Annotated in this window: 14 protein-coding genes; 4 read left to right on the plus strand and 10 right to left on the minus strand. The window is 62.9% G+C overall.

What is annotated here, in order from left to right; translation table 11 throughout:
- The first annotated feature begins 160 nt into the window (after positions 1-160).
- Positions 161-1,249: a mandelate racemase/muconate lactonizing enzyme family protein gene (locus RX331_RS35050; protein WP_317254130.1), complete on the plus strand. Its 1,089-nt coding sequence runs from the start codon at positions 161-163 to the stop codon at positions 1,247-1,249.
- Between the two features lie 228 nt (positions 1,250-1,477).
- Here RX331_RS35050 and RX331_RS35055 read toward each other — a convergent pair whose 3' ends face one another.
- Together RX331_RS35055 and RX331_RS35060 are read right to left on the minus strand one after the other, a co-directional pair.
- On the minus strand, positions 1,478-1,927 hold the full coding sequence (locus RX331_RS35055) for a hypothetical protein (RefSeq protein ID WP_317254131.1): 450 nt from the start codon (positions 1,925-1,927) through the stop codon (positions 1,478-1,480).
- Positions 1,928-2,268: 341 nt separating this feature from the next.
- Entirely contained in the window at positions 2,269-2,496 is a 228-nt protein-coding gene (locus RX331_RS35060; protein WP_317258314.1) for a hypothetical protein, read from the minus strand.
- Between the two features lie 158 nt (positions 2,497-2,654).
- Here RX331_RS35060 and RX331_RS35065 point away from each other — a divergent pair, with 158 nt between their 5' ends.
- Positions 2,655-3,410, plus strand: coding sequence for an outer membrane protein (locus RX331_RS35065; RefSeq protein WP_317254132.1), 756 nt, complete (start codon positions 2,655-2,657; stop codon positions 3,408-3,410).
- 148 nt (positions 3,411-3,558) lie between these two features.
- Here the strand turns inward: RX331_RS35065 and RX331_RS35070 are convergent, their stop codons facing one another.
- The 6 genes from RX331_RS35070 to RX331_RS35095 form a co-directional block, all read right to left on the minus strand.
- Positions 3,559-3,774: a hypothetical protein gene (locus RX331_RS35070; RefSeq protein WP_317254133.1), complete on the minus strand. Its 216-nt coding sequence runs from the start codon at positions 3,772-3,774 to the stop codon at positions 3,559-3,561.
- A gap of 46 nt (positions 3,775-3,820) precedes the next feature.
- Entirely contained in the window at positions 3,821-4,039 is a 219-nt protein-coding gene (locus tag RX331_RS35075) for a hypothetical protein (protein WP_317254134.1), read from the minus strand.
- Positions 4,036-5,133, minus strand: a complete 1,098-nt coding sequence (locus RX331_RS35080; protein ID WP_317254135.1) for an MFS transporter — start codon at positions 5,131-5,133, stop codon at positions 4,036-4,038. The genes RX331_RS35075 and RX331_RS35080 overlap by 4 nt, the downstream gene beginning before the upstream one ends.
- 344 nt (positions 5,134-5,477) lie before the next feature.
- Positions 5,478-6,086, minus strand: coding sequence for an NYN domain-containing protein (locus RX331_RS35085; protein ID WP_317254136.1), 609 nt, complete (start codon positions 6,084-6,086; stop codon positions 5,478-5,480).
- A gap of 279 nt (positions 6,087-6,365) precedes the next feature.
- A complete protein-coding gene (locus RX331_RS35090; protein ID WP_317254137.1) occupies positions 6,366-7,334 on the minus strand; it encodes a DUF808 domain-containing protein in 969 nt (322 codons plus the stop codon).
- 111 nt (positions 7,335-7,445) lie between these two features.
- Positions 7,446-8,252, minus strand: coding sequence for a response regulator (locus RX331_RS35095; RefSeq protein WP_317254138.1), 807 nt, complete (start codon positions 8,250-8,252; stop codon positions 7,446-7,448).
- Between the two features lie 301 nt (positions 8,253-8,553).
- On the opposite strand from RX331_RS35095, the gene RX331_RS35100 reads away from it, so the two are divergent.
- Together RX331_RS35100 and RX331_RS35105 are read left to right on the plus strand one after the other, a co-directional pair.
- A complete protein-coding gene (locus RX331_RS35100) occupies positions 8,554-8,751 on the plus strand; it encodes a NepR family anti-sigma factor (RefSeq protein WP_025588264.1) in 198 nt (65 codons plus the stop codon).
- Entirely contained in the window at positions 8,751-9,299 is a 549-nt protein-coding gene (locus RX331_RS35105; RefSeq protein WP_225675277.1) for a sigma-70 family RNA polymerase sigma factor, read from the plus strand. The genes RX331_RS35100 and RX331_RS35105 overlap by 1 nt, the downstream gene beginning before the upstream one ends.
- A gap of 369 nt (positions 9,300-9,668) precedes the next feature.
- On the opposite strand, the gene RX331_RS35110 is transcribed toward RX331_RS35105, so the two are convergent.
- Together RX331_RS35110 and ureG are read right to left on the minus strand one after the other, a co-directional pair.
- Positions 9,669-11,327 (minus strand): HWE histidine kinase domain-containing protein, encoded by a 1,659-nt coding sequence (locus tag RX331_RS35110; protein WP_317254139.1) that lies wholly within the window; start codon positions 11,325-11,327, stop codon positions 9,669-9,671.
- 368 nt (positions 11,328-11,695) lie between these two features.
- The gene (gene ureG / locus RX331_RS35115) at positions 11,696-12,328 is read right to left on the minus strand and encodes an urease accessory protein UreG (protein ID WP_317254140.1); all 633 of its coding nucleotides are present in this window, start codon (positions 12,326-12,328) and stop codon (positions 11,696-11,698) included.
- Between the last annotated feature and the right edge of the window lie 152 nt (positions 12,329-12,480).

Below are 12,480 nucleotides of genomic sequence, written 5' to 3' on the forward strand. Positions count from 1 at the left end.
TACCTCGCCCTCGACCAGCATCGTGCGGCTGACTATGCTGCGGTCGACCCGGCCACCGCCATGCAGGGGAGTCTGGTTCCGCCCAAATAAGGCCGCGCCGCGATTTGCCCTGCCGGCAAGATCGACCTAACCTCCCGGCAAAACACCGGGTGGAAGCACAATGTCCCTTATTAAGAAAATCGAGACCGGACTGTACCGGATCCCCCTCACCGTCACCCTCTCCGACAGCACGCATGGCGAGATCACCGCGTTCGAACTGATCACCGTCCGCATCCACGATGCCGACGGCGCCGAGGGTGTCGGCTACACCTATACGGTCGGCCGCAACGGCGGCGCGGTAGCCGACATTCTGCGACGGGAAATTCCTGACATGATCGAGGGCCGCGAGGCTGACGATACCGAAGCGATCTGGCATCACGTCTGGTGGGGGCTGCATTACGGTGGGCGCGGTGGGCCGCCGGTGCTGGCGCAATCGGCGCTCGACATCGCGCTGTGGGACCTGAAGGCGCAACGCGCCAAATTGCCGCTCTACCGCCTGCTCGGCGGGTACGATGCGCGCGTGCCCTGTTATGCCGGCGGCATCGACCTCGATCTATCCATCGCCGATCTGCTGAAGCAGACGGACGGCAATCTCGCCAAGGGTTTTCGCGCGATCAAGATGAAGGCCGGCCGGCCCGACCTCGCCTCCGACGTCGCGCGGGTGCAGGCGATGCGAAAACACCTCGGCGACGGCTTTCCGCTGATGGTCGACGCCAACATGAAATGGACGGTGGAGGAAGCCATCCGCGCCGCCCGCGCTTTCCAGCCCTATGATCTCACCTGGCTCGAAGAGCCCATCATCCCCGACGATGTCACCGGCCACGCCCGCATCATGGCCGCCGGCGGCGTGCCGATCGCGGCGGGCGAAAACCTGCGCTCGCTGTGGGAATTCAAGAACTACATCGCCGCCGGCGCGGTGTCCTATCCGGAGCCCGACGTCACCAATTGCGGCGGTGTGACGGTTTTCATGAAGATCGCGCGGCTGGCCGAAGCGTTCAATCTGCCGGTGACCAGCCACGGCGCGCATGACGTGACGGTGCATCTGCTCGCGGCGTGCCCAAACCGCTCCTATCTGGAAGCGCACGGCTTTGGGCTCGATCGCTATATCGCCCATCCGCTGGTGCTCGATCAGGGCATGGCGCTTGCGCCGCCGCGGCCCGGACATGGCATTGCGTTCGATTGGGAAGGCTTGTCGCGGCTTGCAGGCTGACCCCGCGCGGATCGGTGAGGTTGTCCGCCACGACCGCGACTGTCATGGAAGGCAGTCCATGAGCCGCCTTCCGGAAAATTCTTGCATCGTCTAGTGACAGCAATACAACCGGCCATCGTCCAGCATCGTCATCGTACCGGGCGCGCATTTAAGGAAATTCCGTCCGGAGTAATCCTCCAATCGGCAAGCCCTGAAAAATCAATTTGTCGATTGGTCGTCCAAGTAAATTCACCACCACATCCTGCCGCCAAACCAATCGAACTGAGGTTGGCGCGCAAGCCGGACCTTGCGCGGTGCGGCCGCGCGCTTCCTTGTTTCACTCTTTCGCGACAGCGAAGGTTTAGGCTCCGGCCGCTTCAGTTCGGCCACTCTCGTCCTGCTCACCTCGCTCGGCTGCATCTGCGCGAATGCCTTGCGCGCGTTGCTCGAATTATCAGCAGATGATGGGATTGCCGTGCCGATCTCGGCAAGCACAGGCGCCCCGGAATGAGTAGCCGGAGAGGCGCTGGTATCGAAGACCACGCGCTCCGGCAGCTTCAGCTCGGATTGAATGCGGATAGCCGTGCGTTGCGCTTCGACTCGCTCAATGATGGGCGGCGACGGCAGCCACGCGCCGGCAATGAGCAACACCAGAAGCAATGCTCCGCCCACAAGGAGGAAGTAGCGCGCCAGGGGCATTCAAAACGCTCCGCCCCCTCGCCCGTGTATGCAATGGCCTCTCCCGCAAGCCTTCGCGCAACCAGGAGCATGGGCGAGACCGGTGAACCGTAGCCGCGGCCGTTGATCCCCATGGCCGCGTCTCGAACCCGACCTCACGTCGATTGGCGCAGGCCTCACCTGCGCACGTTTTGTTATGAAAGCATTTGGCCGACGACGCGCGTTGATCTGAATCAACGAGAGCTTCAAGCTACGGAACAGGCACGCCATTGCTGTTCCGCCTTTCAGCGCCCGTGAGCGGCTGCGCCAGGCAGCACCAGCCGCCTCACGACCGCGACCTCATCATCCTGCCGAGGAGTGCCTCAACGACAGACGTATGAGCCGTTCACCAGCACGCGGACGCATGCCGTTCCGGCAGCCGCCGCCCCCACCGCCGCGCCGCCGACGACCGCCCGCCGGGTCGTGCGCCGCGCGACGCCAGCAACGCTGGCCGGTGTTGCCGGCCGCCCCACCCTCGCCTCGGCGCTTTGAACGGATAGGGCAAGAACGCGGTCCTGCGACCATTCAAATGAGCCGAATCCGCAGGCCAGCGGCCGCGACAAGCAGCATCCGCATAACTCTAATCCGCTTTCTGTTACGGGGTCTCGCGCGAAGCGAACCTACGCTCAGCACCGGTAATGCAAGTGATTTGCACGCAAGCGCGCTCACACATCGTTGCGCGCGTGAACTAAAAAAGGGGACCCGAAGGATGAGAAAGTTTTTAGCCGCCGCTATCGGTTTCGCAGCAATTGCCTTGGCCGCCGCTCCTGCATCTGCCGCCGACATGGCCGTCAAGGCACCGCCTCCAGCTCCGTTGCCGGTGATCTACAACTGGAGCGGCTTCTACCTCGGCATCAACGGCGGCTGGGGATCGAGCCGCAATTGTTGGGATTTTGTCACGGCTGCAGGAGCGGTCATCGCCGACGGCTGCGCGGACCGCTCCGGAGGTCTGGTTGGTGGTCAACTCGGCTATCGCTGGCAAACCGGCGGTTGGGTATTTGGTCTCGAAGCGCGAGGCGATTGGGCCGATCTCAGCAGCACGCGCGTCAGCGTGTTCGATCCGACATTCTCGACCCGGGTGCGCACCGACGCGATCGGCCTCTTCACCGGCCAGATCGGCTACGCCTGGAACGCCGCGCTGTTTTACGTCAAGGGCGGCGCTGCGGTGACGAACAACAACTTCGATATCCTCACCACGGTCGGCGGCGTCAACCTGGCATCAGCCAGCGCAACGCGTTGGGGCGCTGCGGTAGGCGTCGGATTCGAGTACGGCTTCACACCGAACTGGTCGATCGGCATCGAATACGATCATCTGTTCATGGGCGATGCGAACAATTCGTTCTCGGTGGTCAATCCGGTCGTCGCCGCTGCGCTCAACCGCATCTCGCAGGATGTCGACATGGTGACGTTGCGCATCAACTACCGCTTTGGCGGCTATTCGCCGCCGGTGGCGGCACGCTACTGACGGGGCGAAGCTAATCTCCAGCGCACTTCAAGCCCCGGCTCGGCCGGGGCTTTTTTATCGATCGCGCCAGACAGTTCTCGTTGCGAGCACGTTTAAATGGCGCCACGGCCGCCAGGGTGAAGAGGTAATCAATGTGGCGTTTGAGCCTTTACTCTTTCCGCTCTTTTGCGTTCCGCTCGCGCGCCCGCAGATAGCTGAGGCCGTGCACGGTCAGGCGGCCGGGATCCTGCGTTCCCTGCTCGGCAATCTTCTTGATATGCCGCGCGAGGTCGCGCTGCGTCTGCCTGTCCAGGTCATGCCTGGTCATGGAACGATAGATGTTGATCGCGCGCGCAAGCGGCTTTGCAATGTTCAATGCGGACATGTCGGGCAACGCACCATCCGTTGTGGTGTTCCAGTTCTCGGCACCGCTACGTCATTTGCCGCGCCTTCATCTCCTCGCTCGGCCTGACATCCTGCGAGCGGCTGTAGATCGCGACCGCCACCAGCAGCACCAGCGTCAGCGTGCCGAACAGCGCGCGGTAGGCCTCTTCGCTGCGCGCGCCGCTGGCAAGCGGTTCGAACGCGCCGACGATGATGCCGGAGAGCGTCTGCATGCAGGCGACGCCGAGCATCACTGACGTGTTCATTGTGAGATGCCGCGGCCGATCAAGCGGTCGGGGAAGATGCCGCGGCCATGCGTCATCACCATGGTGCTGGAGGCCGAGAAGAAACCCATCGCGATGATGACCGATATCGGCAGCCACGCCGGCGGATGGGAGAACAGCGCGAGGATCGCCAGCAAAACCGTTATCACCAGCGTGCCGCCGATCGCGATGCCCTTGCGGGTGTCGAGCCGGCGGTCGAGCGGGCCGAAGGCGAGCATGCCGCATTGATAGGCGATCACCGCGAAGAACAGCACATTGCCCGCCGCGAACGGACTGAGCCCAAGCACCTCGCGCAGGAACGGGCCGCCCCACAGGCCTTGCACGGTGAAGGTGCAGGCATAGTTGCAGAAGTTCAGCGCCAGGATCGGCTTGAGAAGCGGGTTGCGCAGCACCTCGATCAGGCCGCGGAACATTTCGCCGGCCGGCTCGGCCTTGCGGGACAGGAAAGGATGGCCGGCCGGCGCGTCACGCACCACGAGGAAGATCGCGACCGTCGCCAGCGCCGTGAAAAGGACGACGGCGCCGAATACCGGTCGCCAGCCGACCGCCTGCGCGGCCCAGGCCAACGGCGTGGTGGCGGCGAGATTGCCGAGCAGGCCGATCGACAGCACGATGGCGGTCAGCGTCGAGAAGCGGTCCGGCGGAAACCATCGCGAGATCACCACCATGCTGCCGATCAGCATCACGCCGCAGCCGGCGCCCATCAGCATCCGTCCCGTCAGCAGCACCGCCCAGCCCGGCGCCAGCGTGAACAGCGCGCCGCCGAGGCTGGCGACGATCAGCATGCCTGTTACGGTGTAGCGCGGCCCAAACCGGTCGAAGAAGAAGCCGCAGGGAATCTGCATCGCGGCAAAGCCGAAAAAGAAGGCCCCCGTTAACGCCCCCAGCGCCTCCGGCCCGATCGAAAGATCGCGCATCACGTCGAGGCCGATGGTGACGTTGGAGGCACGGAAGAAGTGGCTCGCGACATAGGCGGTCGCCATGGTCGCAACGATGATCAGGCCCCGGCGGTAGGGGAAAGGCCGCTCGGCGGGCTGCATCGGGTAACGGGCGTTTCCGGCTGTTATTGTTCCCACGAGCCTATGCGGGCGGGAAGCGCAGTTCAACCGGCACTGCGACGCATCTCAGGCGGGCTTATCCCCACAACGAGTTTGGAGTTGATGCGGCCGGCGAGCGCAGCCAGTGTCGGGCCTTTTTCACAAAAAAATCCGGCGCGCTAGGTGGGACGCGCCGGATAAGTCCAACCAGCTTTCAAATCAAGGCTGGTGGCCCGAGCCAGGGGGAGGTCCTGGCCGCGAACTCAGATCGCCCGTCCCGAGGCGACGTCTAGGGTCACGACGATAATACCGCGGTCTCCGTGAACACGACGTGAACTGGATCACACAATGCGCACATCCGCGCGACGACGGATCGGTCTGCGTCATTTCGCAATGCCGTTTGCATTGGCCGTTGCGCGCAGGAATTGCGGCGACTGCTGGCGGATGTCGCGTGAGGCAGGCCGCTCCGACGGATCGCGCCCGATCTTCGGCTTCAGTTCGGCAAGATCGAGGAAAGCGTCGGCTTGACGCCGCAATTCGTCGGCCACCATCGGGGGCTGACTGGCCAAAGTGGAGACGACGGTGACGTGCACGCCGCGGCGCTGCACGGCCTCCAGCAGCGGCCGGAAATCGCCGTCGCCCGAGAACAGAAAGATCGCATCCACATGATCGGCGAGTTCCATCGCATGGACGGCAAGCTCGATATTCATGCTGCCCTTCACCCTGCGGCGGCCGCCGGCTTCGACGAACTCCTTGCTGAGCTTGGTGACGGCCGTATACCCGTTATAGTCGAGCCAGTCGATCAGAGGACGAAGCGATACAAATTCCTGATCCTCGATGAGGGTCGTGTAGTAGAAGGCCCGCAATAGCACGCCCCGCTCCTGGAATTCTCTGAGCAGACGCTTGTAGTCGACATCGAAACCGAGCGCTCTGGCGGTCGAGTACAAATTGGCACCATCAATGAAGAGCGCAATTCTGGCAGAGGGCAACATCCGAGACTGTCCTCTCATGAAGAATATGCAGGCCGCCTACAGATTTTTGCCCATAGACAGGTGTAATGCCAAAATAACCGAAGTGCCGCGGCAGGCGGCGCCGGCTACCGGGAGTAGGAACCGACGATGCGCCGAGCAATTGGGCAATACGCCGCCTGCCGCGACAGGCCGACCCTACGATCCCTGGGCGTCGTGCTCAATTGTACGGAAGTAAATCGCCGGTATCGAAACGGATCGGCTGGGCTATACGAAGGTTTACGCCAGGCCATAGCGACGGCGTTACAGCAGGCGCTTCAGCAATTTCCACAAAGGTGCGAAGATAAATCCGACGACCGGAATCGACGCGGCGCCGACCACAAGGCCGACGACGCCGGATATCGCCGCCTCAACCGCCCATTCGAGGACCGCGGCCAGCGACGGAACTGCATGAGCAACCGCTTCGGCAACGGCGTGGATGGCGTGGTGGATCGCGGGCGGCCCGTAGACCTCTAACCCGTGCAGGATGATGCCTCCGCCGACCCAGATCATCGCGGCCGTGCCGATCACGCTGAGAATTTTCAACAGCACGGGCATGCCGCGAACCATGCCGCGCCCAACCGCGCGGCTCACGCGCGTGGCGCTGCCGCGCGCCAGCGCCACGCCGGCATCGTCAGCTTTCACGATCAGGGCCACCACGCCGTAAACTGCCACCGTGATCCCGATCCCGACGAGCGCCAGCACCAGGGCCTGCTTCCAGAGGCTCCCTGCGGGTAGCGCAGCCAGGGTGATCGCCATGATTTCGGCGGACAGGATAAAATCGGTCTTGATCGCGCTCGCGACCTTCTCGTCTTCGACCGACTGCGCGCTCAACGCCACAGTGCCGAGCTGGGCTTCGTGCTGCTGGGCGCTATGCGGCATTAACGCGTGGAAGACTTTCTCCACGCCTTCATAACAGAGATAGGCGCCGCCCAGCATCAATAGCGGTGTAATTGCACCTGGCAGGAAGTAGCTCAGCACCAGCGCGGCCGGCAGCAGGATCATCAGCTTGTTGCGCAGCGACCCCGCCGCAATTTTTCCTACGATGGGAAGCTCGCGCTTCGGCTCGAGCCCAATCACATAGCCGGGCGTAACGGCGGTATCGTCGATGACGACGCCTGCCGCCTTCGCGCCAGCCTTGGCCGCCTGGCTTGCCACGTCATCGAGGGAGGCTGCGGCGACTTTGGCGATAGCCGCGATATCATCGAGAAGGCCGATCAGCCCGATGCTCATCCCAACAAAATTCCAAAAAAATTTCGAGAAAAATTTCGAGGAAGAAGTCCAAGAAAAATCCGGCGCGCAGTGGGGCGCGCCGGATTTTGCTAGGCTACGCTACGGACCTCGTTAGCCGGTGGCCGCGCGCGGTGCGCGGTTGCGCGAGTTGCGCTGGAAGAACAGCGCCTGGCTCGCCACCGCCGAGACCATTGCGGGCTGGAACGGTTTTGAGATCAGGAACGCCGGCTCCGGCCGCTCGCCGGTCAGGAAGCGCTCGGGGTAAGCGGTGATGAACACCACCGGCACCTCGAACACGCGCAGCAACTCGTTGACGGCGTCGAGGCCCGACGAGCCGTCGGCAAGCTGGATGTCGGCGAGGATCAGGCCCGGCTTCTTGTTCTTGGCCAGCGCCACCGCATCGGCATGGGTGCGCGCGACGCCGATCACGTTGTGGCCGAGATTCTTCACGAGGCTTTCGAGGTCCATCGCGATGAAGGTCTCGTCCTCGATGATCAGGACGTCGGTCGCGATTTCCGCCGCCATTTCGCGGCCCGCCAGATCGGTCAGGCGGCGCGTCTCGGCGATATCGGTATTGAGAATGAACGCCACCTCCTCCTCGGAGAAGCCTTCGAGCGAGAGCAGCAGGAAGGCCTGACGCGGCAGCGGCGTGATGTTCGACAATCTCCGCTCCGGCGGCAGCGCCAGCGTTGCCACGTCGGGATTATCGTTGAGCGAGACCGAATTCCAGATCTGGGTGAACAGCTTGAACAGCCCGGCGCGCGGGCCGTGCCGTTCATCCAGCAGCGAGGCATCCTGCAGCAGGGCCTCCAGCATGGCGGCCACATAAGCGTCGCCCGAGGCTTGGTTTCCGGTCAGCGCACGGGCATAGCGCCGCAACAGCGGCAGATGTTCAGCAACGAGCTGTGATCGGGACATCCCCATACCATCCTTATCTTAGGCCGTATCCTTGGCCATACTTAGGGTCTCAGCCGGGCGGACGTAACCAGATACGCCCGCATCGGGCGTCAATTTCAGTTGCGCTGGGGGGACCCTGGTTCCCCTGTGCCCCCGACTACTCCCGGGGGTCAAAAAAGTTCCAAAATAGTTCCAGGAATTCGGAACCTTCCGCAACTATTCGCATTAGCCTTGACCTAACAACTCGGCGGCCAAGGCCCAATTTCGAGGTAACCTCTTGAAACCACAGAGAATTAACTCTCGGGGAAGCGTGGATCAGACCATGAAGGAAGTAAAGAAGCAGGGCGGGCTCAACGCCGAGATTCAGTCCAGGATCGGCCACCAGCTCCGCGCCATGTACGACGATGTGGTCCGACAGGGCGTGCCGGACCGCTTTGCAGAACTGATCCGAAAGCTCGACGGGCCGGAAGCGGCGGCGGCCCAGATCGACGAAACAGCAAAAACTGACGGGAGGGACTAATGCCTCTCACAGACTCTCTTCGCGACGACATTTTGGCGTCGGTGCCTAGCCTGCGCGCGTTCGCGATCTCGCTCTCGGGCAATGGTGATCGTGCAGACGACCTCGTTCAGGAGACCTTGCTGCGCGCCATTGCCAACATCGACTCGTTCCAGCCTGGTTCGAACCTGCCGGCGTGGCTGTTCACCATTTTGCGCAACCTGTTTCGCTCCGACTATCGGAAGCGGCGGCGCGAGGTGGAGGACGCCGAGGGCAATTATGCGAAGACCCTGAAGACCCAGCCGTCGCAAGGCGCGCATCTGGAGTTCGAGGAGTTTCGCGCCGCCCTCGACAAGCTGCCGCAGGACCAGCGCGAAGCGCTTATCCTGGTCGGCGCCTCCGGCTTCTCCTATGAGGACGCCGCCGCCATCTGCGGCTGCGCGGTCGGCACCATCAAGAGCCGCGTCAACCGCGCGCGCTCGAAATTGTCAGCGCTGCTCTATGTCGAAGGCGCCGAGGATTTCGGGCCCGACGAGACCGTGCGCGCCGTGATCGGCGGCAATGGCGGCTGATGACGTCATCAAAGTGAAACGAAAGGGCGGCCAGTACGGCCGCCCTTTTTCGTTTTGATGTATAGCTCGTCAGTGCAAGCCGCCGAAAGCAGAGATCAGAATCAAAATCGGAATCGGCACACCGATCAACCACAACAAGAGATAACGTCCCATGATTTCCTCCATCGTCCATTAATGGGGCGTTAATGCATGGAGAGGTGGCGCGTTCCGGCGAGTCCTCTCCCTCTCCCCGTTCTTTACGGGGTGAGGGTCGGGTTGAGGGGCTCTCTCCAGGAGTTCCGAACGAAATTAGACCTGTACCCCCCCTCACCCGCAGCGCAAGGGCGCGGCGACCTCACCCCGCGCAGGAGGGGAGAGGTTGAAAAAGCGTCACCGTAGCGGCCGCACCGGCGCGGAAATCTGCTCGGTGCGGTCGCGCTCGGTCATGTCGACGACAGTGACCATCGGCGCGGTGAGCTCGTAGACGTAGCTGACGTCGGTGAAGTAGCGCTTGGCGGTGCCGCCGAGCGCTTCCGGTGCGACGCGATCGAGCAAGATGAGGCCGAAATCACTGTCCTCCCGCCGCGTCGCCGAGCTGGTGTTGAACTCTTCCCAGCGGAAATGAAAGATCGTGTCCGGCTCCTCGCCGGTGACTTCCCAGTTCGCGACGATGTGCGGGTGTTTGCCAACCAGCGACAGGCCCTCGTCGGAATGCGAGGCCAGCTCGAAAAACAGCAGCGACAGCGATTGTGCCGCGCGGGCGCTCACCGCGATATCGGGGCCGTTCACCACGATGCGGTCGGCATGCGGGATGGCACGCGATTCGAACAGGCCGCGGAGCTTGACGCCCTGCCACTGGCTTTCGCTGAGCAGCGTCACCACGTTCGACATCGCATGGATGCGGCCGATCAAGAGTTCACGCGAGACGTCCATGTCGGAGCCGTGGCGCAGCGTGCGCGTCACGATCGACTGGATCACGGCCAGGATGTTCTTGACCCGGTGATTCAGCTCATCGATCACCGCGGTCAGCCGCCGCTCGAACCCGATGCGGACCTGGATCTCGCGGCTGAGCCGCAGATTGTTGTAGGCGACATAGCCGAACAGGCCGCAAATGATGCCGGTGAGCGCGAGCCCGATGGCCGCGACGACGATCGCGGTCTGCTGCGCGCGCTGCATGGCGTTGTTCTTGGAATAATAGCCGAGCGACCAGTCGCGGCCGCCGAACGTCACCGTCCGCACCACCGAGGGCAACGGATCGCCCTGCTTCACCGCCCGCAGAGAAACGACGCCCTGATCGTTGGCGACATATTCGTCGCTGGCATCGTCAGGGTCCTTCAGCACCACCGAGAACAGCGAACGATCGTCATTGGTCAGCATCAACGGCGCCAGTTCGTAGGAGAAGGCGACGAAGCCGACCGGCTCCGTGGTGCCTTCCTTGAAAATGGCGGACGCCAGCACGAGACCGATCGGCCCGTTCTGCCGCAACATCGGGATCGGGTCGGACGCCACCGGCTTGCCGGTCGCCGCTGCCCGCGCCAGCATCGGCCCGATCGCCGAATGACGATCAAAGGCGCGGCCCGGAATGCCAAGCATATCCGCGCTGCGCGGCTCGACGTCCATCATGACGTCGAGCGGCTTGTCGATCGTCTTGATGTCGATCGGCTTGTCGTCGAAATCGCGGATCGTCGGATTGGTGAAACCGGCGCTTTTCAGCTCCGCCTGCGCCGCGGCCAGATCGCTGGGCTTGAGCCGCGCGATCCAGGACGCGATCACGAAATCGCTCTTGAAAGCGTAGATCGCCGAGCGCAGTGGCTGCAGCATGTTGGCCTTCACCACTGAGGGTGAACGAAACAATCCGGACGCAACGCGCGCGAGCAATTCGCGTTCGGTCAGGCGGTCCTGCACCAGGCTGGCATGGACGTCGATGGCGCGGGCCAGCGCGATGCCGTCGAGCGCCAATTCCTGTTCGTGGACACGATAAGCTGCGAGACCGGAGAGCAGAACTCCGATCAGCGCGATGAAGCCGATAATGAAGCCCAGCCGAACCACTCGCTTACTCAGGAATGACGTGTTGGCGAAGACGTATTGAAAGCATCTTTTGGTCTGCCGGAGCAGAAACACATTGGCAGAGATACATCGGCAATGACGCGACAGCCAACCACGGCAAATATGACGGAGCGATCATCAGCACGCAACTGAGAGGTTGGCAGCGGGGCAACAACAATAAGGCCACCGTTAACGCTGATCTCGCGGGGCCAGAGTTGATAAGCTGACAACGCCGATTTGGTTCCGGCGCAAACGGACAATTCGGCAGCCCGCGGCGACAGATCGGCCATTAATGTTAATGCCCGGGCCTCCCGGCCGTTGGTCTGACCGCCTTGTCCGCCTCGCCTGCGCGGCGGCTTGCCGGATATGCCTTATTTGGCCTTCGCTGCCGGGCGCAGGCCGCCCTTGGCCTCGATGAAGCCGATGATGCGGTCGAGGCCCTCGCTCTTTTTCAGGTTGGTCATCACGAAGGGGCGCTCTCCCCGCATCCGCCTGGCGTCGGTATCCATCTTCTCCAGGGAGGCGCCGACGTAAGGTGCGAGGTCGATCTTGTTGATCACGAGCAGGTCCGAGCGCGTGATGCCGGGCCCACCCTTGGAGGGGATCTTGTCGCCGGCAGCGACGTCGATGACGTAGATCGTGAGATCGGCAAGTTCGGGCGAAAACGTCGCAGCAAGATTGTCGCCGCCGGATTCGATCAGCACCAGGTCGAGACCCGGAAATTTCGCGCGCATGTCGGCCACCGCGGCGAGGTTCATCGAGGCGTCCTCGCGGATCGCGGTGTGCGGGCAGCCGCCGGTCTCGACGCCGGCGATGCGGTCCGGCGTCAGCGAGCCCGACCGCACCAGAAATTCCGCGTCCCATTTGGTGTAAATGTCGTTGGTGATCGCGGCGATGTCGTAGCGCTCGCGCATCGACTTGCAGAGCAGATCCATCAGCGCAGTCTTGCCGGAGCCGACGGGGCCGCCGACGCCGATGCGAAGCGGGCCGTGAGATTTAGACATGGCAGGTGCTCTTTCCGCGTTGTCGTCCCTGCGAAAGCAGGGACCCATAACCACCGAATTCAGTTGTTGCGACTGGCTGGAGCTCCAGCCTGGAATAGCCACAAACATTTGTGGCTATGGGTCCCCGCATGCGCGGGGACGACGAATGAATA

It is taken from the genome of Bradyrhizobium sp. BWA-3-5 (assembly GCF_032917985.1).
Classification (GTDB): domain Bacteria; phylum Pseudomonadota; class Alphaproteobacteria; order Rhizobiales; family Xanthobacteraceae; genus Bradyrhizobium.